This window comes from Bartonella sp. AA2SXKL (genome assembly GCF_042197205.1).
Lineage (GTDB): Bacteria > Pseudomonadota > Alphaproteobacteria > Rhizobiales > Rhizobiaceae > Bartonella.
In genome coordinates this window covers 22,960-46,093 of the sequence record NZ_JBHIRN010000012.1, presented here as the reverse complement: position 1 = coordinate 46,093, position 23,134 = coordinate 22,960, and the positions used below count along the sequence as shown (strand labels likewise).

15 protein-coding genes and 3 pseudogenes are annotated in these 23,134 nt (G+C 36.5%); 8 read left to right on the top strand and 10 right to left on the bottom strand.

Translation table 11 applies throughout. The features are described from left to right. The 3 genes and pseudogenes from ACFINS_RS07800 to ACFINS_RS07790 form a co-directional block, all read left to right on the top strand. A partial coding sequence (locus ACFINS_RS07800) for an autotransporter outer membrane beta-barrel domain-containing protein (protein ID WP_375706056.1) occupies nucleotides 1-1,244 on the top strand: 1,244 nt, incomplete at its 5' end. A 686-nt stretch (nucleotides 1,245-1,930) separates the two neighbouring features. Next, nucleotides 1,931-2,658 (top strand): annotated as a pseudogene (locus ACFINS_RS07795) (autotransporter outer membrane beta-barrel domain-containing protein); the annotation flags it as partial. A 171-nt stretch (nucleotides 2,659-2,829) separates the two neighbouring features. Then, nucleotides 2,830-6,114 carry an autotransporter outer membrane beta-barrel domain-containing protein gene (locus ACFINS_RS07790; protein ID WP_375706055.1) on the top strand — a complete coding sequence of 1,095 codons (3,285 nt, stop codon included), beginning with the start codon at nucleotides 2,830-2,832 and terminating at the stop codon, nucleotides 6,112-6,114. 808 nt (nucleotides 6,115-6,922) lie between these two features. Here ACFINS_RS07790 and ACFINS_RS07785 read toward each other — a convergent pair. Then, nucleotides 6,923-7,717 (bottom strand): annotated as a pseudogene (locus ACFINS_RS07785) (autotransporter outer membrane beta-barrel domain-containing protein); the annotation flags it as partial. A 388-nt stretch (nucleotides 7,718-8,105) separates the two neighbouring features. On the opposite strand from ACFINS_RS07785, the gene ACFINS_RS07780 reads away from it, so the two are divergent. Beyond that, complete coding sequence (locus tag ACFINS_RS07780; protein WP_375612281.1) at nucleotides 8,106-8,249, top strand: hypothetical protein; 144 nt, start codon at nucleotides 8,106-8,108, stop codon at nucleotides 8,247-8,249. 1 nt (nucleotide 8,250) lies between these two features. Here the strand turns inward: ACFINS_RS07780 and ACFINS_RS07775 are convergent, their stop codons facing one another. Genes ACFINS_RS07775 through ACFINS_RS07765 form a run of 3 tightly spaced genes read right to left on the bottom strand, consistent with a single transcriptional unit; the run spans nucleotide 8,251 to nucleotide 11,020 of the window. Then, the gene (locus tag ACFINS_RS07775) at nucleotides 8,251-9,222 is read right to left on the bottom strand and encodes a WD40 repeat domain-containing protein (RefSeq protein WP_375675392.1); all 972 of its coding nucleotides are present in this window, start codon (nucleotides 9,220-9,222) and stop codon (nucleotides 8,251-8,253) included. A 10-nt stretch (nucleotides 9,223-9,232) separates the two neighbouring features. Continuing rightward, nucleotides 9,233-10,255 carry a CobW family GTP-binding protein gene (locus tag ACFINS_RS07770; protein ID WP_375706054.1) on the bottom strand — a complete coding sequence of 341 codons (1,023 nt, stop codon included), beginning with the start codon at nucleotides 10,253-10,255 and terminating at the stop codon, nucleotides 9,233-9,235. A 21-nt stretch (nucleotides 10,256-10,276) separates the two neighbouring features. Further along, nucleotides 10,277-11,020, bottom strand: coding sequence for a creatininase family protein (locus ACFINS_RS07765; RefSeq protein ID WP_375612284.1), 744 nt, complete (start codon nucleotides 11,018-11,020; stop codon nucleotides 10,277-10,279). A 318-nt stretch (nucleotides 11,021-11,338) separates the two neighbouring features. Here ACFINS_RS07765 and ACFINS_RS07760 point away from each other — a divergent pair, with 318 nt between their 5' ends. Both ACFINS_RS07760 and ACFINS_RS07755 read left to right on the top strand, forming a co-directional pair. Further along, nucleotides 11,339-11,497: a hypothetical protein gene (locus ACFINS_RS07760; protein WP_375651323.1), complete on the top strand. Its 159-nt coding sequence runs from the start codon at nucleotides 11,339-11,341 to the stop codon at nucleotides 11,495-11,497. 1,763 nt (nucleotides 11,498-13,260) lie between these two features. Next, nucleotides 13,261-13,617, top strand: a complete 357-nt coding sequence (locus tag ACFINS_RS07755) for a hypothetical protein (protein WP_375612285.1) — start codon at nucleotides 13,261-13,263, stop codon at nucleotides 13,615-13,617. A gap of 810 nt (nucleotides 13,618-14,427) precedes the next feature. On the opposite strand, the gene ACFINS_RS07750 is transcribed toward ACFINS_RS07755, so the two are convergent. Then, nucleotides 14,428-15,762: an NAD(P)H-dependent oxidoreductase gene (locus ACFINS_RS07750; protein ID WP_375613643.1), complete on the bottom strand. Its 1,335-nt coding sequence runs from the start codon at nucleotides 15,760-15,762 to the stop codon at nucleotides 14,428-14,430. Nucleotides 15,763-15,925: 163 nt separating this feature from the next. Between ACFINS_RS07750 and ACFINS_RS07745 the strand changes: the two genes are divergently transcribed. Further along, nucleotides 15,926-16,405, top strand: coding sequence for a MaoC family dehydratase (locus tag ACFINS_RS07745; RefSeq protein WP_375651325.1), 480 nt, complete (start codon nucleotides 15,926-15,928; stop codon nucleotides 16,403-16,405). Nucleotides 16,406-16,576: 171 nt separating this feature from the next. Here the strand turns inward: ACFINS_RS07745 and ACFINS_RS07740 are convergent. The 4 genes and pseudogenes from ACFINS_RS07740 to ACFINS_RS07725 all read right to left on the bottom strand — a co-directional run. Beyond that, a pseudogene (locus tag ACFINS_RS07740) lies at nucleotides 16,577-16,753 on the bottom strand (integrase); the annotation flags it as partial. Between the two features lie 573 nt (nucleotides 16,754-17,326). Then, nucleotides 17,327-17,986 (bottom strand): methionine ABC transporter permease, encoded by a 660-nt coding sequence (locus tag ACFINS_RS07735; protein ID WP_375609233.1) that lies wholly within the window; start codon nucleotides 17,984-17,986, stop codon nucleotides 17,327-17,329. Further along, nucleotides 17,979-19,013 (bottom strand): methionine ABC transporter ATP-binding protein, encoded by a 1,035-nt coding sequence (locus tag ACFINS_RS07730; RefSeq protein ID WP_375613642.1) that lies wholly within the window; start codon nucleotides 19,011-19,013, stop codon nucleotides 17,979-17,981. The genes ACFINS_RS07735 and ACFINS_RS07730 overlap by 8 nt, the downstream gene beginning before the upstream one ends. Before the next feature lie 69 nt (nucleotides 19,014-19,082). After that, on the bottom strand, nucleotides 19,083-19,901 hold the full coding sequence (locus ACFINS_RS07725) for a MetQ/NlpA family ABC transporter substrate-binding protein (RefSeq protein WP_375612289.1): 819 nt from the start codon (nucleotides 19,899-19,901) through the stop codon (nucleotides 19,083-19,085). Nucleotides 19,902-20,409: 508 nt separating this feature from the next. Here ACFINS_RS07725 and ACFINS_RS07720 point away from each other — a divergent pair. Beyond that, a complete protein-coding gene (locus ACFINS_RS07720; RefSeq protein WP_375638766.1) occupies nucleotides 20,410-21,048 on the top strand; it encodes an SH3 domain-containing protein in 639 nt (212 codons plus the stop codon). 284 nt (nucleotides 21,049-21,332) lie between these two features. On the opposite strand, the gene ACFINS_RS07715 is transcribed toward ACFINS_RS07720, so the two are convergent. Then, entirely contained in the window at nucleotides 21,333-22,364 is a 1,032-nt protein-coding gene (locus tag ACFINS_RS07715; protein ID WP_375638768.1) for an aspartate-semialdehyde dehydrogenase, read from the bottom strand. Between the last annotated feature and the right edge of the window lie 770 nt (nucleotides 22,365-23,134).

The following is a 23,134-nucleotide window of genomic DNA, read 5'->3' as shown; positions in this document are numbered from 1 at the left end:
CCACTCCTTCTGTTGTTTCCCCAGTTGCATCTGGTTCACTTGTTCCGCCGCATGTTTCACCCACTCCTTCTGTTGTTTCCCCAGTTGCATCTGGTTCACTTGTTCCGCCGCATGTTTCACCCACTCCTTCTGTTGTTTCCCCAGTTGCATCTGGTTCACTTGTTCCGCCGCATGTTTCACCCACTCCTTTTGTTGTTACTCCACCTGCGTCTGGTTCTTCTGTTCCGGCATCTGTTTTTGAGCCTTCTTCTCATTTTGAGCCAAATGTGAGAGTCGTTGTTCCACAGGTTTTGACTTATATTCTTGTGCCAAATACCTTATTTTATGCTGGATTGATGGATATCAGTAATCAAAGCAAGCAGTTGCAAGCGCTGCGAACTGTTCCTGGTCGGTTGTTGAAAAATGATGAAAATCCCGCTTTGTTTTTGCGCGGTTACGGTGGACATCATCATTATACTTCAAATTTGTCTGCATTTAAATATGGTGATTATGGCGGTGAGCTTGATTATAATGCACTAGAGGCAGGTATTTTACTCAAGAAAATCGAAAGTGCATACAGTACGACATCTTTTGGGATTATGGGAAATTATGGCAAGCTTTCTTTGCAGCCTCGAAAGGTTAAACAAAGTCAAGAAAGTATATTTGATAAATGGACAATAACAGCATATGGAAGCATGCAGCATGATACGGGGCTCTATATGGATGGTCTCTTCTCTTATGGTTTGTTTAATGGAAATGTTCTCACACTTGAGCGAGGTAAAACGGCTGCATTGAGAGGGAAGCCCCTAAGTGTTTCTTTAATTGCTGGTAAAACGTTTATGATAGGCAGCCGATATTTTATTTTTGAACCACAGGTTCAGTTTGTTTATCAAAATCTCCAGTTTCATAAGACTCGTGATATTGATAATTTTAATATTGATATGCGAAGTCCAGATCATTGGGGGATGCGTATTGGTGGGTATTTAACGAAGACACTTACATTTACTAAAGATAAAGATGCACATGTTCTCTCATTCTATGGTAAGCTTCATTTCATTCGTAGTTTTGATGATAAACAATTTGTATATTTTAAAGATGCCTTCCAGCTTGGTTCCTTTGGGACTTCTTTAGAAGCTGGATTTGGTGTTTTTTCGCAATTATCTCCCAAAATTATTTTTCATAGCGATCTGATTTATCAGCATAAATTTACGAGTGACGGCTTTTCCGGAACGCATTTTTCTGGTGGATTAAGTTATCATTTTTAATTGTATTTTTCTTTAATACATCCTTTGTGAAAGACATAAGCACAAAACATAGTTTTGTTGTGTCGTTTTTCTGATTTTTGACTTTACATATAATACAAAACAAATTATATGTAACGGTACATAATAAGTAGATGAACTAGGTGTGTCTTTTCAGTTTTTTATGAATAAAATAAAGGAAGTTTAGACTAAATTATGATTAAAGTACTAAAACGCTATGTGTGTGTTCTCTTACGACCTCTATTTCTTTCTTCGTGCACAATATAGATGTGAGTGCAGAAGATTATAACCCCTCGTGTAATTCTCTTTTTAAGTCGTATTCGTGTGATACAGTTGATGCTTCTCGTACTTTTGGAAGTCGTAATAAGTTATATATGAGTGGATTGGATAGGAGGACTACAGGTGTTATTTTTACAATACGAGCTCATAACATAGTTATTAAGCCGCAAAAAAGTAAAGGGGAAAAAGGCTTTCAGGAACTGATGGAATTTTAGAATTAAAGAGATCTGAGAAGATTACATCAGCAGTGGTTGTGTCAAAAGATAATAAAACTTCTTTTAAAAAGAGTTCTATTACAGGAAATGGCGAAAAGAAAAGTGGTAGAAATGCTACGTTATCTCAATCTGTGTTTGGTGTGAAGCAGGGTGGTTCTTTCCTTTGATGAAGGTAAGATTCAGGTTTCTGTTGTTCATGGTATAGAGGCAAGTGTCTTGCTCAATGCGGTTGAGGATACACATCACACTTTGAGCTTTGGAATAATGGAGAATAATGGAAAAAAACTTTCTACAACCTCAAGATGTTAAAGAAAGCAAAAAAGTACATTTGATAAATGGTCTATTACAGTATATGGCAGCATGCAGCATGATACAGGCTTTTATATAGATGTCCTTTTTTCCTATGGTTTATTTAAAGGGGATGTTCTCACGCAAGCAAGAGGCAAGACAGCAACATTGAAGGAAACACCTTTGAGTGCTTCATTGATTGCGGGCAAGTCATTTACGACAGGGCATAAAGGGGTTATTTTTGATCCGCAGGTTTAGGTTATTTATCAAAATGTGCGGTTTGATAAGGCGTCTGATATTGATGGTTTTGATATTGAGATGGGAAAACTTGATTTATGGGTGATGCGTGTTGGTGGTCTTTAAGAAAGATGCTTGCTGCTTCTGAAGAGGCTCTTGTTGTTTCTTTCAATTGCGAGCTTCAGCTTGCCATTAGTTTTAGAGGAAAACAACGTGTGCGGTTTGGAGATGAATTCCAATAAGGGCTTTTGGCTCTTCTCTAGAAACTGGAATGGGATTGAAGGCTCAGTTGTCTTCAAACTTTGCTTTGCATGGAGATGTAACTTATCAGCATTGCCTTAGAAAAGGTGGTTTTTCAGGGATTATTTTTTTCAGGCGGTTTATACTATCGTTTTTAGGTGCCTATGAAATATAGAGTAATTTTTACATAAGTTATAGAGTGTTTTTGAAGTATAAAGTGATTATTTAAGTTTTATACTTGCTATTTTTAGTGTGTTTAACTTAATGTTATGGGGAATGTTTTTTATTTTTAACTAACAGGGGGAGAAAGGCAAATTGGGAATAAAGTTATGGTTAATGTATTAAGCGGGTATAGATTTTTATTTATTACAACGGCTATTGTTTCTTTTTTGCCAATCGTGAGTGTTAATGCGAATCCTAATAATTTAGGAACTTCCTGTAATGTATCAGGGAGTTTTTTTACATATAGCGATAGTAAAAAACATACGATAAGTAATAAAAATTATACTCCTTCTGTCTCTTCTCTAGATGATTTTATTGCTGTCTTCTCTATAGAAAAAGAGGGAACTGTTTTAAATTTATTAGAGACAAATATTATCTCGCATAGGCCAAAGCAGTCATTTTTATATAGTGCATCTGTAAAAGATGATGGCAAGCTTGTTCTAACCAATTCAAATATTAAGGATATGTCCGGTTTTCGTGTTCAGAACGGGCAAGTTGTGATGAATAGAGGGAAGATTGAAGGTAGTTTGCAAGCTGTATGTGCAGAAGGAAAAAAAACCGATATTGCTTTAGTGAGCGTAAATATTGATATTGTATCAGATAATTTGAATGCAAAAGGGATTGGATTTGTTAGTAGTTCTGATGCATTCATTAGGATGTCAGGCAGTACTATTACTTTTAATGAGATTGGTGCGTTTTCAACACAATTTGGGGGAAAATATCTTATTGATACAACCAATATTCAGGGAAAAGGTAAGAAACACACGATTGTAGTTGATAATGAAAGTATTGATGAATTTCCAAGAGCTTTTGACATATCACAGGGTGGTAATGTTCAATTACGTGGTGATTTTATTCAGCTCACTGATATGCATGGCTTCTTGATTACGAATTTTGCAGGTTATGCAGATGCTGAAGGTAAATTGGTTCAAGAATACGCTTCATCAAATGAGTTTAAAAAGACAAATATTAAGATTGAAGGAACAGAAATTTCTGTTCAGGGTGAGGGAGTATACGGTCTGTATTTTTATGGATTAGGCCCAGATGTATGGGGTGATATGTTTAAGGTAGGGAGTGAAAAACTTTCAAAAGTAGAAAAAATTGTTTGGGGTGAAGCATCTTTGCATTTGTCACAGACAACTTTTTCAGTTCCCGATGGTATTGCCATTTATAGTACGGGAGATGATATTTATGGAGCTGAAGCTACCATTGAATTAACAGAAAGGACAAAGATCTCTGGTGATTTATTGTTAAAGGCTCAAAATAATTCTTCTCTATTGGTGAAAGCAAAGGATTCTATCCTTACAGGGGGTATTCGTGTTGAGGATGCATCAACTGTTCACTTAGAATTAACAAATGGCTCTGCATGGTATCTCACCAAAAGAAAACATACAGATTTACTGGAATCTCTTCCTGTAGATTCATTACTTTCGTCTATAAGCATTTCTGATAGCACAATTTTTTTTGATAAATTTATATCTCAAGATTATCAAACGCTATATATTGGAAAAGTATATATTGAGAAAGGAAGTAATCTAAATGACATAAATCCAATAGAGGGGATACAATATGATAAAGAAGCCTATAATGCAAAGGGAAATGTGCAGATTAAGATGAGTGCGTTTGTGAATAATGACGGCTCGTTTAATCCTCAAAAAACTGATCGTATTTTGATCTACGGGAATGTTTTGGGAAGTACACTGCTCATGATGGAGAAATTTTCCAAAACCTTAGAAGGAGAAGCTGGCAATAAAGGAAGTCAAAGTATTTCACTTGTTCAAGTTGCTGGGACAGCAGAGGAAAGTTCTTTTAAGTTAGCCAATAGTTATACTACGGTGAATGGATTTCCTTATCAATATAAACTTCGTGTCTATGGTCCAAGTTCTTCTTCTGGAAATGCAGATCCAAAGAATAGATTGGTTGTTGGAGAAGGGGATTTTTGGGATTTTCGTCTCGAAAGTGTTTATATTGGTCCTGAATTAGATTCTTCTGAAACTGCTTCTAAGCCAACGTCTACAGTTTTACCTCCTCAATCTGAAGAAGAGACGGTTCCTTCTAAACGACCAACAGAGACTATTTCACCTGAACAACCCCCTTCTGTTGAGCCTCCACTTATACCATCTACACCTTCTTTGCCTGAGGGATCTGAACCGTCTGAAACATTTATCCCTACGGATTCGACGCTGACTCCTTCTGCACCAGTTCCGTCTCCCTCTGTACCAACAGTTCCAGAAAATCCTTCTGCTGTGCCTATGCCTGCACCATTTGTTCCAGTTGAGACTTCTACGGATGAGGTTATGCCATCTAAGCCATCTGTTCCGGTATCACCTTCATCTACAGATTCTGTTTCTCCTCCTTCTACCCCTGTTGAACCAAAGCCATCTGGGGATTCTGCCCCTATTAATCCTTCGTTTAATCTCCAAATTAGAGCTGTTGTTCCACAGGTTCCAACTTATCTTCTTTTGCCAAATGCCTTATTTCATGCTGGTTTAGTGGATATGATCACGCAAAATAAGACGTTGGAGACAATGCGGAATGCTTTTCATTCTTCTTGGAAAGAGAATGAAAAGACAGCCTTTTTTCTGCGTGCTTATGGGGGGAGCCATCACTATGCTTCCAATTTATCTGCTTTTGAATATGGTTATGGTGCTGAGCTCGATTATAATGCATTTCAAGCAGGTGTTTTGTTAAACGAGATTGAGAGTTTATATGGTCGTACATTCTTTGGAGTTTGGGGAAACTATGGAAATCTTTCTCTACACCCTCAGGATGTTGAACAAAGCAAAAAAAGCGCATTTAATAAATGGTCTGTTGCTGCTTATGGAAATTTGCAGCATGATACCGGTTTTTATATGGATGGGGTGGTATCGTATGGTCTTTTTAAGGGTGATGTTTTGACCCTTGCACGGGGCAAGGTTGTGGCGTTAAAGGGTAAACAATTTAGCGGTTCTTTAACGAGTGGTAGAACGTTTGCAACAGGGTATAAAGGTGTTGTTTTTGATCCGCAGATTCAGGTTGTTTATCAGCATCTTCAGTTTAATCAGGCGCGTGATATTGATAATCTTGATGTTGATTTAGGAAAATTTCATCAATGGGTGGGGCGTGTTGGTGGGCGTTTAAGCAAGACGCTTAATGCTTCTGAAGAGGGACGTGAAGTTTCTTTTTATAGTAAGCTTTCTTATTTGCATAGTTTTGAAGATAAGCAATTCGTTTCTTTTAAAAACGATTTTCAGTTAGGTTCCTTTGGTTCTTCTTTGGAAGCAGGGGTTGGGTTTAATGCCCGTCTCTCATCAAAACTTTCTCTTCGTGGAGATGTCACTTATCAGCATAGATTTAAGAAAATTGGTTTTTCTGGAACGAGTTTCTCTGCTGGATTGCGCCACCTTTTTTGATGAGCTGCAATATGTATTTTTAGTTAAAAGGCAGAAGATTTTCTGCCTTTTAATGTATTAAAATTTATTTTGCTTCATCAATATGGTTATTTTTTGATATAAAAGATTACAATAGATGCTTTCTTTTATGCGATGAGAAATTTTTCTAAAATTTTTGATGTTAAGATATGAGGACAGATTTCATTGTGAATGTGAGAAGATTAAACGCTAAATGCTTGTGGCATAAGCTTTCAAAAGAGACGATATAGGTGGTTGTTTTTGTCCATTTCTTTATTCATTTTTATAGATCATAAGTTTCGTCTTTATGAGTTTTATGCATTGTTTTGAATTTTGTTTTAGAACTTTATTCACGTTTATATCATTTAATACGCATATTATTTGTTTCCTTTTTAGGATGTTTACTTAAGAATTTTGGATAAATACTTATTTTAGAACAAAAAGAGGGAGTTTGAGGTCAAATTATAATAAAAGTAAAGTATACTTTATCGTGTTGTTACGGTTGTTGTTTTGTAAATGATAGGTGGCAGAGAAATTTCGATAAGATACAGGATATTATTTTTATTGCGGTCATGCGCGGATATCACCATTCTTTTTTCAGCATTCAATATTTGCGCAGATTTTAGCACTCGAGAATGTTCATAAGGAGTAATTTACCTTTTTTCAAAAGTCCTTCTTTGCATGCCAGCTTCGTTTGTGATGGACAAGGGGTTAATTGATTAAATATAAACAGGTTTGAAATGAAAGAAATTTATAATATTCAGTTTTTATTCAATATGTAAAATGATGAATGAGCATTCTGAATTATTGCATGAAATTTTCCTAAATCAATATCACGCGCCTGATTAAACTGAAGATGCTGATAAACAACCTGAATCTACGGATCAAAAACAACACCTTTATACCCTGTTGCAAACGTTCTGCCACTCGTTAAAGAACCACTAAACTGTTTATCCTTTAACGCCACAACTTTACCCCGTGCTCGTGTCAAAATATCACCCTTAAAAAGGCCATACCATAACACCCCATCCATATAAAAACCGGTATCATGCTGCAAACTTCCATAAGCCCCAACAGACCATTTATCAAATGCGCTTTTTTTGCTTTGTTCAACATCCTGAGGGTGTAGAGAAAGATTTCCATAGTTTCCCCAAACTCCAAAGAATGTACGACCATATAAACTCTCAATCTCGTTTAACAAAACACCTGCTTGAAATGCATTATAATCGAGCTCAGCACCATAACCATATTCAAAAGCAGATAAATTGGAAGCATAATGATGACTCCCCCCATAAGCACGCAGAAAAAAGGCTGTCTTTTTATCATCTTTCCCAAAGGAATGAAAAGCATTCCGCATTGTCTCTAACGTCTTATTTTGCGTGGTCATATCCACTAAACCAGCATGCAATAAGGCATTTGGCAAAAGAAGATAAGTTGGAACCTGTGGAACAACAGCTCTAATTTGGAGATTAGACTGAACATCAAGCGATATAGAGAGATTAGATGAAGGATCTAAAGGATCAGAGGACTGAGAAGGCTTTGATTCAACAGGGACAGAAGGAAGAACAACAGAATCTGTAGAAGAAGGTGATACCGGAACAGAGGGCGGTAATAGAAGCTCCATGAAATGATTATTAGATAGAATTTTCTAGGCAAGAAACTAAAGTGTGGAAGGCTGCTCGTAGGAAACTTTGCTCTTTAGAGGGGGAAATCAAAAAATTTTTTATTTAGGAAAATAGTGTTGAATTCCCTTCTTCTGATCGTAGGAATAAATCGTTGTTTTAATGATGATATCAGCTATTTTTTGCCAAATTTTTAAGAAAAATGCTTTTGTGGAAGTATGTAGCCTATATAGATGTTTATAGGGAGATGGGGGGCGGTCTTGAGAGTGATGTTTTTATTCTTGTATGGGGGTAGCAATGTTAAAAGGTCAAAAAACATGTTTAAGGTATTTTCTTGTCTAAAGGGGGGAGGAAAGGAAGAGGGAAGATTTAATGATTACGAAGATTTTAGGAGATTTTTGGGGGGAGATTAGGGAGATAGGATTTCTGAGAGCTCTGGAGATGCAAGGGGATAAGATTTCTGGAGGATTGTGTGGGCATTCTTTATCGGCGATGATTGCGCTTTTGGGTGCTTAATTTAATCAGTGATCTTGATTATACCACATTCACCATTTTCGCTACCGAAGGAGAGGTTTTGCCCTGCTTGATCCCAATTAAGTGCTGAGATAGCACTTTTCCCATAACCTTTTAGAAGGACTTCTTTTCCATCATGGAATTGTGCCGCTAAAATCATTCCATCATTGAAGCCTATTGCTACAATTTCTTTGTTTGGGTGGCATGAAACGGTGCTAACAAGTGCATTTGCTCGTGTGCCTAGTTCTAGAGGTGTTTTTCCCATGGGGCCATCTTTTGTATGAAAGGGCCAAACAATTGCGGCAGAGGCACCTGATGTTGCTAGCCATTTTCCTTTTGCACTCCAAGACCAGCTTTTGACTTTGCTTGGATAGCCACTCATGCGGAGGTGCTGATTATCAGTGAGACGCCAGCCGTGTAAGGCGTTTTCTTGCATGGTGGAAATGACATAGCGGTTGTCTGGTGAAAAGGTGACACCACAATGAGCTCCTTTCCATACTAATGTGGTGGGAGATATTTGCGTTGATAACCAATGAAGAGTCACACCATTGTAATGGGCAACGGCAAGTCGCAAACCTTTGGGGGCAAAAGCAAGGCCTTCTACACTGCGTTCATGTGTGAGCTCTTGTCGTTCTTTTCCAATATGCGCAAATGCGAGGCGTGAGGAGGAAAAAGCAAAAGCTTTTTGTGGACCAAAAGCAACGTTGTTTATCCATTTGCGTTCTTTTTGGCTTAACACTTCCGTGTGATCTGCTGCGGTTGTTTGACAGACTTTTCCATCTTCTCCACCGGTGATGATCGCGGTATTGTCATGGGAAAAATGGCTTGAAATTATTCCTTGGTGAACTTCAACGATTTGTGGGGTTGGATTAAAAAAAACAATGAAACCTTCTACGGAAACAAAGGCTGGTTTATTGCCTATAAAACCGCAGGAAAGGCAGTAACTTTTGAGATCATAATGGGTAATGTTTGGCATTATCACTCACTTATGCGCAATTTTCAAAACCAGTTTTTAATTTTTCAGCATCAAGAGAGCGTCCTATAAAGACAAGGCGGCTTTCTCGTTTTTCATCTTCACGCCATGGGCGTTGATGTTGTCCTTCAAGAAGCATATGTATCCCTTGAATGACGTAACGATCATCGTCTCCTTGAAAGGCGATAATGCCTTTAAGACGCAAGATATCAGGTCCTTGTTGCTGTGTAACCTGCTGGATCCAAGGGAAAAACTTTTCTGGTTGCAGAGCATCTGTTTTTAAACTTACAGAAGTGATGGTAATATCATGAATGGTGGATGCGTGATGATGGTCATGATCATGATTACAATCGGGATCACATACATGATCTGCGTGATGATGGTCAAGAAAATGGGGATCATTATCTAAAGTGCGTTGGAGATCAAAGGAACTACGATCGAGGAGTTTATCAACAGGGATGTTAACGCGCTCTGTTGCGTAAATTATGGCTCTGGGATTAATGGCCAGAATAAGGGATTCAGCATGGCTGCGTTCTTGTTGGGTGACAAGATCAATCTTATTTAAAAGAATAATATCCGCGAAGGCAATTTGGTCTTCAGCTTCACGACTTGTTTTCAGTTGAGAGGGAAAATGCTTTGCATCAACGACCGCTATGACACTGTCGAGAGCTGTTTTTTCATGGATAGTATCATCCATGAAAAAGGTCTGTGCTACGGGAACGGGATCAGCAAGCCCTGTCGTTTCTATAATGATCGCATCAAATCGATAAGAACGTTGCATCAGACTTTCTAGAATGCGAATGAGATCACCACGTACGGTGCAGCAAACACAGCCATTATTCATTTCATAAATTTCTTCGTCTGATTCAATAATCAGGTCATTATCAATACCAATTTCACCAAATTCATTGACAATGACGGCATAACGTTTGCCATGATTTTCACTGAGAATGCGGTTGAGAAGGGTGGTTTTTCCAGCACCAAGATAGCCTGTGAGAACCGTAACGGGAAGTTTTTTGGGGTGTATCGTTTCCATGGAGAGACCTTTTATTGTTCTTTATTGCCATGTGTTTATGTTAAATCGATTGATATCATCAAGTAAATCACGAAGCTGAGACAGAACATGAGAAAAGATTGCTTCACCGGCTTGTGGTGTTGCTTTGCTTGCATTTCCTGCCGCACCTTGCGTATTTAGATCTTTCATTGTCCAACCAAAGGCATGAGGACCATAAGCGCGTAAATACCGATAATTGGCAATCATATCCGCTTGTTTATTATGAAAATTTTCTGCCTTTTCCATATGGACTTTTTCTGGTGCTAAATAGAGCATGAGAGAGGTTTCGATAAAGCCTCCATGGATATCAAGATGTTGTTGAGATGGCTCCATGAGACCTTGTGGTAAACCAAAACGGCTCCAGCTTGTTGCTACAGCGAGCATCGAAAGGCGCCTTCGTAATTCGGTGATAACGATGCTCATTAAAGGTGAATTTCCTCCGTGAGCATTGAGAAGAAGAAGACGGTTGATCCCTTTGTGATAACAGTTTTCACCAATCTTTATCCATCGCTTAATCGCATCAGAAAAGGTAAGGGTTTGCGTGCCTGTAACATCCATATGTTCTATAGAATAGCCAATCTTTTCAACCGGTAAAAGTGCGATATGAAACTGCTCTTTTGTTTGTAAAGTGAGGGCTTTTGCAAAAGCTTCAGCAATAATCCAGTCGGTTTCGAAAGGAAGGTGCTCTCCGTGATATTCATGTGCACCCAAAGGTAAAAGAGCGAGAAAAGGTGGGTTAGATACCATAAATTAATGCCCAAAAGAGAAGTCAAAAGAGACAAAATGATCAAAGGTGCTGTCACTATTTAATCTATCTATAAGAGAAACGCAAATAGGCATCTTTTTACATCACATATGGATGCATAAAAATGAGAGCTTTGTTAAAAATAGAGAAGCTTTTATTGAGCAAAGCCACCGCAATTTTTCTGTAATATTAGGCAATCTTTCTCAAGATAGTTGTCTTTTATAAGTATTTCTGATTTATATTCTCATTTTTAATAAGTATATATTAAATATATAATTTTTTCTGTAAATTACATATTATTCTTTTATTATGGAGAGAGGATGATCAAAGTATTTCTACTATTGCAATATTACAGACTTTTGTTGCAATCAGGAACTCTATTCAATTATCTGTATATTACAAAAGAATGGAAATATTTGTTGATTGATTTTACTTTGGATAGTGTCTTAACAGATTTTAGTGTTCATGAGAAAAAATAAATATAAAGGGAAGAATTCACTAAGATGAATTTGTAATCTCATAGAGCAGTTTATAAGATGATTCAGTAAGAAACACCGTTGGATACAAGAAACACCGTTGGATACATAATAAACAGAACGCCATTGTGTTGCACATTGACGCTTTTGTTTTAAAGAAACATTTCTCAAGGTATCCAAGCCTATTTTGCAACGGCGCCCGTGAATAGTATAACGGTAAAGTTTTATAATATAAAATCTATTGTTTTCCACCATATTTACACTTTTAAAGTAAAAATGGGCACCATCATTCACTTTGCTAGTTTTCAATACTGTGTTAACAGCGCTTGTTAGTTAAAATACCTCATAAGTGATATTTTCCTTTCTTCAAGTGTGTTTACACACACACACCGATCTCGCTTGTGATTTGCAAGTGAAGAATTTTGATTGATTCAATATAAACAGAGTTAAAATTAAGAGAGTTTTATAATCGTCAGCTTTCTCATTCAACATGCAAAACAATAAATTATTATTATAGATTAATATTTTGCGATTAAAGTGATCGGTTGATGAATTTATCATTCAATATCAGTTTTCATGGCGTTATTTTTTCAATGCGCTACTTAAGTTGGTATTTTAAAAATGCAATTTTTTAGTAAGTTTCTCTATTCCTTTTCTTTCAAGCATTTAATCAATTATTTATTATTATTCGTTTTTCACAAATTGCAGACAGTTATATGAATATTGCTAAAAATTTCGTTCAAAGAGAATTATTTGTTACTAATATAGAGTAAATATAATTACTTAAAATATAAATATGGTTGTGATCTACAATATTGACGAAAAATATGGAATAACTTTTATGAAAATTAAGAAAGAAAGTTTTTTCAGTATTTTGGGGATCATTTCATTTTTCATGACTCTCTTTTTATTTAATTTTAGGTAGTTTGTTGGAGCTCTAGTATTGCTTATAATGGTTTTGTAAATCTGATAGATTTACTTATTTTATGCGTTTGTTTTGTTAGGTTTGAAAGTCAATATTTTGAGTTCTTTATGCTGTATGGGATAAAGGGGGCTGAATTACCTTTTTTAAGATGCTATGCAGTATTTTTTCTTTATATATCAGTAAAAGTTGAGAATCATTTTATTAACGTCTCTTCCTTTTGAAGATAGAGATTTTAATTGCTTTTTTACACTTTATACCTATTTTATAGAAAAATAGTACACTATTTAAAGTTGTTTTATTAGGATAGATTTATTTTAGATCAAGTTTTTATTCGATACTAATTTTATTTTTCAATATTAATGATGAGTGATATAATAAAAATCCATTAAGTGCTATTTCATTTTTATATTTATTGAAATAATAGACAATCATATATCATTATATTGGAAGTTTTAAATTTTATAGTTCTTTAAAATTAATTACATTTTAAATTATTTATAAAAGCTCTATTATATAATTTTTTAAATGAATTTGTTTCGTAATATTTCTTATAATAAGAAATTTAATAAATTATTATTATTTTTAATTATAGCAATAAAAATGACAAAATATTACTGTTGGTATCTTGAGTTATTATGGCGTAAAAGGAATAAATTATTTTTATCATTTATTGTTTTTTATCTTTACATGTAATACATAATGTGTTATATTATAATAACAAAATTACATATAATATTTTATTATGTGCAATTATATAAATGATTAAATATAATTTTTGGTTTTTATATATGTGAATATTCTTTCATTTTTTCAGTGAAGAAAAAGAGGAGCAAAGAAAGCTATGTTTAAAATATTTAAAAATCGTGTATGTTCATTTACTTTTACACTATTTATTCTTTTTTTTATACAAACTATAGAGGGAAATGCAAGTTTTGTAAAAAATAAAGTTCAAGAGAGAATGGCAATTACTATTCCTACACTAGAAAAAAATGTAGCTATTAAAGCTGTGGATAGAGTTGTTATTCAAGGCGTTGAGGAACAAGATGTTATTGCGTTAGGGAAACCTGAAAAAGCTGCTGCCTTTTCAGGTTCAGCCTTTTGGGGGGGAATAAGTATTTTATCACTTCTTGCTTCTTTATGTATTGGGGATGTATTAGGTACTGTTGTAACTCTTTTTGCAATATTTAGTACACTTTAGTAGGAAGCTCATCGACAGAGTCGAGGATTTTTTTGTTCACTTCATTATTTTTAAAAAATAAATATTTTATTATTTATAATATACTAGATAATAAAATCACTAATCTTAATACTAAATGTAGCTTTTATTAACATTATTAAAGTTCAAGATCCTACATTTATGTTGTTTTTTACAAATTAGCGTAACCTGATTTTTTTTTACAGTTTATGATTATTTTCTAGTAATAAGGCTAGTATACTTACTATCTTTATCAGTCTTTTAATATTGTCTACCTTTTCTCATATGAAGATTATTCGTCAAAGGTATATTTTATCCTTTTTAAATTTTTTTATCTTTCATAAGGGGATAAAATAAAAAATATCCCTATATCCATGGCTCTCATGCAATAAGAAAAATGAGAAATTATTATTTATCATTTTAAATTTGTTTATGTTAAATCCATCAGAAGTATTTTTTACGTATAACAAGTTGCGTTCGTGTATGGATAAAATTATTAAAAAAAAGACTAAAAATTCTTCTCATTAATTATCTCTAAGGTTCAAGGACTGTTGTAGTATTGGAAAATAAATGATGGTGCTGGTTTGTATCTTCATAGAGTAAAGATAGTGATACACAATGAATCTTATGCCATCTCATGGGGTGGTTTATACTGTCGCATTTACGGGACATATTGTGAGAGCGAAGTGGGGATGTGCGTCGTTGGAAAATGCTTTTATTAAAACAGAAGCCTGAATTTTTGATAGAAGTGTATTCTGGGTTGTTCTGTTGTGTAAGGGAAAGATGCTGTTAAGTAAGGTAATTCAGGAGTACTTATAGCTTAGCGGAAGAAGGGCAATGAAGTAAAAGGTCTTGTTTAGCACGAAGACGTGCAATCCATTGATCTTCACGAATAGCAGTATTATGCACTGTAATGAGTTCATTTTTTTTAATTTCAGCGGTTACTGTTGCTTTTTCCAAAAGACCACAAGGAATGGCGTGGTGAGCGCGTGCTTCTGCAATGTTCATTATCCAAGCACGATAAGTATAAAGACCGATAAAGTCTAGCTGATCACCTGGATGTAAATCTTTTTTAGCAACAGCACAGACTTCTACTACGGGATGGCTAAGAGGAACCATATCTTTTTTGCCATAAAGCATAATACGTGCGCAGGTGAGGGGAACTTCCATTGCTGTTAAATGATAGGGGCGATGAAAGGTGAAGTAAGGCCCCTGACCAATTTTTAAATCTTCCATACGTTCGCGTAAACGCGGGTGTGCTATTTCGGCAATGACAAAGACACCAGGTGAAACACCTGGACCTATTGAATAATCTACAACACCATATTGTTGTAAAATGCCCCCATCTTGTTTTGGAATAAGCACTTTGTTTAAATCTTGTAGCGCTGCTCGTGGTCCATGCATTCCTGGGCAATCGGGGAGAAGTCCGGTGGCATTGGCAATGGCTGCCATTTCAACCATCGTTTTGGAACCATCAATAAATTCAACCAACATGCGCACATTCATATTACGCCGGAATGCTTCTTCTTCGTAAGCGTCAGGTGTAGCATCAAAGCGCAGAGGATTATTTTTTCCTTTACCGGCTGCAACAATCTTATGTCCAAGGGCTGAAACAAATTCTATGAGTTCCATACAAGAAGTAGGTTCATCGCCGGCACCAAGTGTATAAATGAGCCCTCGTTTTTCTGCTTCATGTTTGAGATAAGCGCCAATTGTAACATCTGCTTCAACATTCATCATGACAAGATGTTTGTTATTCTCAAGCGCTTTGATACCAATCTCTGCTCCTGCTTCGGGATAGCCTGTTGCATCAACGATAATATCAATTTGTTCATGGCGCAAAACAAGGTTAATATCATCTGTTGCTGCAATCAAACCCTTTTCAATGCTTTGGGTGAGAGCATAAGTATTTTCAACTTCACAGACATGTCCATCTTCGCCATAGGCTAGTGTAGCGGCATCAAAAATACGTGACGGTGTCCTCGTGGCTACAGCAGCGACTGTTATACCATCCATATGCGCAATACTTGATAATAAATCTGTGCCCATTTCACCACAACCAATCAGTCCAATACGGATGGGGGGATGGTTTTCTGCACGTTGTTTCAAATCATGCGCTAAACCTGTTAGGTTCACATTGCTTGCCATTCTTTTTTCCTATTTGAAAACTACTCTGCTAAAGAACTTTTCTCATTCATAAGGTGCATTTGTTTTTAAGACAATTAATCTTTTATTCTTGATGCTCTAATCAATGGATTTTATAAAAGCAAGAGGGGTGGTTTCTTTTATCAAATAAAATAGGAATAGCGTTATGCAGCAAAAAATAACAGTACAAGATGTCACCAGTTTTATTGGGAAAGAAGTGGGATTATCGGAGTGGCGTCTTGTTACACAGGATATGATTAATCAGTTTGCATGTGCTACAGATGATCATCAATGGATACACGTTGATGAGGAAAAGGCTAAAAAGACACCTTTTGGCGGCACGATTGCTCATGGTTTTTTAACATTATCGCTTTTGTCTAAGCTCGCTTATGAAGCTCTTCCAGAGTTAGAAGGGAGCACAATGGGGATTAATTATGGTTTCGATAAAGTACGCTTCATGAGTCCTGTGAAAACAGGGGTACGGATACGTGCGCGTTTTGTGTTAGACGACGCAGAAATTCGTCCTTCTGGTCGAGTGGTTTTCCATTATGGGGTTACGGTGGAAATTGAAAAGTTAAAAAAACCAGCTCTTACAGCTCAATGGCTTATTGTTGCTGTTGTGGAAGAAAAACCTTCCAATATCTAGATTATTTGAGTGCTTTATTTTATAAAATTTTTATACAATTCTATTAGAAGTTTCTTCAATGATGATATTGAGAATAATCTATAGGATAATAGATATGGTGGAGCTATCATAGCGTTGATAGCCATAGCAGGTTGCTATCTTTCCTAGATCGTTTTGAAGAGGAGTTTCCTAATGAAGATAGTGCATTGCTTCACGCTTTTGTTTATAGCGTTCTTTAATGGGATCATACCCATCACGTAAAACAGAACGCTTCAAATGGAATATACTTGCGTTGCCAATTCACGGGCTTATTTTAAAGCAACATCTCTCAACGTTCGTCACGCCCATTTCGCAATGGCGCCTGTGAATAGTATAACGATAAAGCCATTGAGCACCCCTATCTTTATGCTTGTGAAGAAGAAAGCTGGCACCATCATATTATATGCTAGCCGCCAATGTTAAGACAGGTCTTGGCGCTTGAGATAATTCATAAGAGGCATGCCTTTCTTTCTTGTATAGTTTTACTCACACGGCTCTTCCTGCTTGTAACGTGTAAGCGAGAGGTTTTGGTTGATTCTATATGGAACAAATTGGGAATGAGAGGATCTTACGGTATTCAGAGTTCTCATTCAATATGAATAACGCCATATTATCATTATAAATTCAATGTGTTATCTAAGGTTGGGAAAGGTCGTGACCAATGTCTTAATTTAAAGAGAGTCTCACATACTGTGAGATCTCTTATTTTATCCCCTTTTATATTCTTTTATATTAAAGCCATTAAAACTATTTTCTTTCATGTTACAAACGGATGGGGAGAGATAAAAACTGTTTAAGAAAAAAGTTTCTAATCTCTTATGAGTGTTTTCGATAGGCAAGGGTTGGTGCACTTGGAAAGTGGCAAAGGGGATGATGGTATTGGCATGTGAAATTCTAAGTCTTTTAATGTTTTGTTTTATCAAGTTTTTGTACGATTTTATCAGAAGTCCATTGGGTTGTAATATTAAGCACGATCAAAAGGATGATGACGATGGTCATGATGAAGGTATTGTAGCGTTGGTAGCCATAGCGGATTGCCATATCCCCTAAACCGCCTCCACCAAGATATCCAGCAAGTGAGGTGGCTCCTATAAGAGAAATGACCATGACTGTAAAACCTGTAATCAGGCTAGGGAGAGCTTCAGGAATAAGAACATGTCTGATAATTTGAAGACGACTTGCACCCATCGAGCGGATCGCTTCAATGAGACCGTTTTCAACGGTTTTAAAAGAGAGTTCCGCCATGCGTGCATAAAAAGGGATAGCTGAAATGGTCAGTATAAAAATTACAGCAGGCATTCCTATCCCTCTTCCTACAACGATACGCGTAACGGGAAGAAGATAAAATGCAAGAATGATAAAGGGAATGGCACGAATACTGTCAATGATCATGCTTAAAGGGCGATTGATGAGAGATGAGGAAAAAATCCCCCCGCGTGCTGTTGTGTGAAGAAGAAGACCAAGGGGAAGCCCTATAATAAATGCCATAACAGAAGCACTAAGTGTCATCAATATTGTATCAATAACAGCTTGGGGAAGTTCATGAGACAGAACATTAAACATAGCCTAAGACCTCACAATATCGTCCTTTTTTCGTTAACCATTGAACAGCTTTTTCTAAAGCTTCTTTATCTTCTCCAGGAAGAGCCAAGAAGAGTCGCCCGATGGTTTCATCTTGAACTGTATCAATGCCACCATGCAAAATACGTGCTTTTAAACCACTCTCATTTTCTAGAAGATGAAGAAAAGGCTGCTGGGCAATTTCACCGGCAATATTAATTTCAATGACAGCTTCTCGTCCGATTGGTTTGAGATTTTTCGCAAATTTTTCAGGAAGTTGCGGGGTTACAAGCTTGAGCATGGCTATGGTTGTATCGTCTTGCGGTGATGTAAAGATGTCTTTCACACGTCCTTCTTCTACAATGTTTCCCTGATTAAGAACAACAACGCGATGCGCTATGGTGCGCACAACTTCCATTTCATGGGTGATGAGCACAATCGTGAGATTGAGGTGTTTATTAATATCAGCAAGGAGCTCTAGAATAGATTGTGTTGTTTCAGGGTCAAGAGCAGAGGTGGCTTCATCTGATAACAATATTTTAGGATTAGCAGCGAGCGCACGAGCAATGCCAACGCGTTGTTTTTGTCCCCCGGACAATTGTGCCGGATAGCAATATTCTTTCCCAGATAACCCAACCAATTCAATCAGTTCAAGGGCACGTTTGTGGCGTTGTTTTTTACTTACACCACTTAATTTAAGTGGCAATGCAATGTTATCAAGAATATTCTGCGATGAGAGAAGATTGAAATGTTGAAAAATCATCCCAATTCGTTGACGGTAAGGCGCCCATTCTATCTCTGATAGATTAGAAATATCAACATCTTCAAAAAAAATGGACCCTGCATCAATCTTCTCTAACCCATTTAAACAGCGAATAAGTGTTGATTTTCCTGCTCCACTGCGCCCAATAATGCCAAGGATTTCACCAGCATGGATATTTAAAGAGAGATTATTAATCACCGGAACACCAGCCGTTTTGTTAAAACAACGGCTGATGTTTTTTAAGGAGATAAGAGTAGGTTTTTCCATTCACAATTACTCGGATATTTGGCACAATTACTCGGATATTTGGCACAGTTATTCAGATATTTGGCACAATTACCAAGATGTTTGGGCGGTATTGCCAAAAATCTCTTTGATTTTTGCACGGATAAGATCGTTGTTGTAAGCGGCAACTAATTTTTTAACCCATGGTTCATCTTTTTCGCTCGTGCGTACAACGATGATATTATCATAAGGATTATTTTTTGCGCTCTCCCATGCGACTACATCTTTTTCGAAGTTTAATCCGGAAACAATAGCCCAGTTTGTGTTTATAATTGCAAGATCAAAATCGTCAATAGCTCGTCCTAACATACCGGCATCGAGTTCACGAATTTGCAGGTTTTTAGGATTTTCGATAATATCAAGTGGAGATGCAAGAATATTATGAGGATCTTTTAACTTAATGAGACCTAAAGAATTAAGAAGAAGTAAGGCTCTTCCACCATTAGATGGGTCGTTCGGAATACCAACATGTGCACCATCACGAAGATCTTTTAAGTCTTTTATTTTGTGTGAGTAAACACCGATTGGAGCAATAAATGTATAGCCGACAATTGAAAGTTTATAGCCACGTTGTTTCATTTGTTCATTAAGATAAGGGGCGTGCTGAAAAGCATTCGCATCGATCTCTCCTGCGTTAACAGCATCATTAGGCAAAGCGTAATCAGAAAAATAAACGAGTTCAATATCTAAACCGGCTTTTTTAGCCTGTTCAGCAGCAGTTTTCCAAATAATAGCATCCCGCCCTTCCATAATACCAAGTTTGATTTTTGATTTATCTGCGGCCATGGAAAAAGCAGTAGACAAAAAAAGTGCAAAGAGAGAGAGGAATAATCCTATAATCCGACTACGAGAAAAAATTTTTAATGTCATATGCTTTTAACTTTCTTTTTCGAGAAATTTTTTGAGGGAAGTTTCAATATACTCTGTATCTTTTTAGGCAGATTTAAAGTTATACAAGCTTTAGAGAATATTCAATCACTTTTATTTTTAAAAGAGTATTATTTTTCCTTCTATTTTAGTTGTTTTGGGGGCTGATCATCATTTGTTCATAGAAATTCTCTGAAATTCAAATAATTAATTCTTTTATTGCAATCATTTGTTGAGGGAACCAATGCCCCTTTAAAAACTTCTGTAAGGGACAATTGGTTGAAGAACCAGACAATCAGATGATGCTTTAGCCGTAAATTCATGAAGAACATACTGTGCAATCAAGATCAAAAGGCCGTGTTCGTGTAGGCGATAAAGAGAAATTTTGTTGCAATGTTGTGGGTTTTTGGGGGGGGGGAATAAAGGTTGCTGATCATTGGATTTAAACGCGGCAAATTTTTGCAAAGGCGAATTTTTGCCCTTCATACGTTTTAAGAGAGGAAGAAAAATAATGTTAAGAAAGAAATTTTTATCAACAATGATGACTTTATGGGCTTTAGGAGCGTCAGGGGTGGCTGTGACTGCTTTTCACGCACAAGCTGGAACCATTACAGGAACAGTTGCTCGTGTTGCATCAGGTCAGGTATCTTTACGCACAGGCCCTGCGACAGCTTATAAAGTTATCGCAATGGTTCCAATGGGAGCAAAAGTGCAAATTTATGGCTGCCTATCCAATAAAACTTGGTGTTCTCTTGGTTATCATGGAAAAGTTGGTTGGGCATCTGCACGTTACGTCAATGTTAACAATGTTCCTACCATTGCTTTTAAAAAGATGCCAGCAAAATCAAAATCCATGGTAAAATCGCCAAAAGAAAAAGTAAAACAGGCTGTTTCCGACTTTAAAGCTCTTCCGGCGATTCAAAAAACACGGAAAAATATGCAAAAACTATACAGAACAGATATGATTATCGATTCTACAGGTGTTAAAAAAAGAGATGAACGAACAATTTTAAATCCGTCGCAAAAAGCACAAGGCGTTTCTGTAAAGCACGTGAGTGCTTATAATCCCTCCTTTCCTGATAATGTCAATTACAAAAATTTTGAACGTAATGAAACGCGTTACCGTGTCGTGACTTATCCTGCTCGATAAGGGTAAAGTTAATTTTACAACCGGAATGACAAAAAGGATCAGCAGCATGAAGCAAACAATGCTTATGCTGCTGATCCTATTGTACCGTAAAATGTCATTAAGGCGGCAATGCTTAACTTAAGGTGGCGAGGCATTCAAGGATATTCCGAGTCAAATTTGACAATACCTTGGATTACAGTTCTTTAGGATGGTGATATGAACCTTCAGCTGGGGAAGGTTATACTGAAGAGAAGCCGGACTTTTGACAGACCGGCTAGGGGTTCTTTGTCCTTTCGGACAGGGCGTTAATTTGCGGACTTAGGCTTTATCAAATTACGAAAAATGAGCAATTCAGCAATTTGAACGGCATTCAATGCTGCTCCTTTTCTTAAATTATCGGCGACAACCCAGAAAGCTAAACCATTTTCAACGGTGATATCTTCACGAACACGGCTAATAAAGGTATCATCTTCTCCGGTACCTTCATAAGGTGTGGTATAACCACCATCTTCGTGTTTATCGATAAGCTGACAGCCTGGTGCATCGCGGAGGAGCGCTTGTGCTTCAGATGCGCTTAGTGGTTTTTCAAATTCAACATGGACGGCTTCGGCATGACCGATAAAGACAGGGACCCGAACAGCAGTGGCTGTTAATTTAATTTTCGGATCGAGAATTTTCTTCGTCTCAACCGTCATTTTCCATTCTTCTTTTGTATAACCATCTTCCATGAAAACATCGATATGAGGAATGACATTAAAGGCAATGCGTTTAGTGAATTTTTTTGATGTAATTGGGTCTGCAACAAAAACTGCACGTGATTGTTCGAAAAGTTCGTCCATTCCTTCTTTACCAGCTCCAGAAACAGACTGATATGTAGAGACAACAACACGTTTAATGATTGCAGCATCATGGAGAGGTTTTAAAGCTAAGACCAGTTGAATTGTTGAACAATTAGGATTTGCTATAATATTACGCTTAGAAAAGGCATTTATAGCTTCGCCATTGACTTCAGGGACTATCAACGGAACATTGGCATCATAGCGCCACGTGGAGGAATTATCGATGACGACACAGCCGGCAGCAGCAATTTTAGGGGCGTATTCTTTGGAAATGCTCCCTCCCGCAGACATAAGACAAAAATCTGTGTCAGAAAAATCGTAAGTATCCAGTGCTTTTACTTTTAAAGTTTTATCTCCATAAGAAACTTCTTGTCCTAATGAGCGTCGTGATGCTAGAGGGACGATTTCATGTGCAGGAAAACCACGTTCTTCTAAAATTGTAAGCATTTCACGACCAACATTTCCGGTTGCGCCGACAATTGCAACTTTATAACTCATTTTCTATATACTCCTCATGTCTCTCCACGTTTATTCCCCGTGCTATACTCAGGAGAGAGTGAGTTGGTCAAGGAACATCATTAAATTATATTTTTGATTTTCAACAACTCAATTTTGTGCACACCAATCATCATCATTAGCACAATAAATTGTTTTATTTCAAATAATACGTCTCTTTTAATCTTTCAGAATTGAAAAAATTGAATATTTTACGCTAAGCTATTATCTCTTTAGAAAACACTTTAATTAAGTGAATTCCTTATCTTCTGTCAATGTGTACCTTCACACTTTTGAATTTTTTAAAGATGGTATTACGTATCGCGTTGGTGGAATCTTTTTATACTTTATCTGTTAATTGTTGAATTATTTGATTTTCTCCCTATGCCTTTAAAAGCGAAGCTTCCTATTACAGTCTGTAAACTGCTAGATTCTAGCGGCTTCTCATTTTTCACTTAAACTAAAGGCTCAACAAGCAGGCCTAAAAATATTTAAAAAGATATTGGGCATCTAAAAAACATTTGAATGTTTCAAGGAGGTATGCGTGCTTCATATCCTCATACCTTAAATGATAGAATTTATGGCACAACAGGATAAACTTAAGTATCCATATATAGATAAATTCTTATGAAAGTTATACATATAGTTTTTCGTGTCTATTTTTAATTTATATTTCTTATTTTTACTTTAATCCTGTTATGCTATAAAATATCATTATTTGTAGTATGATGGTATATGATCTTTAAGCTTTCTCGATATATTTAAGTGTTTTT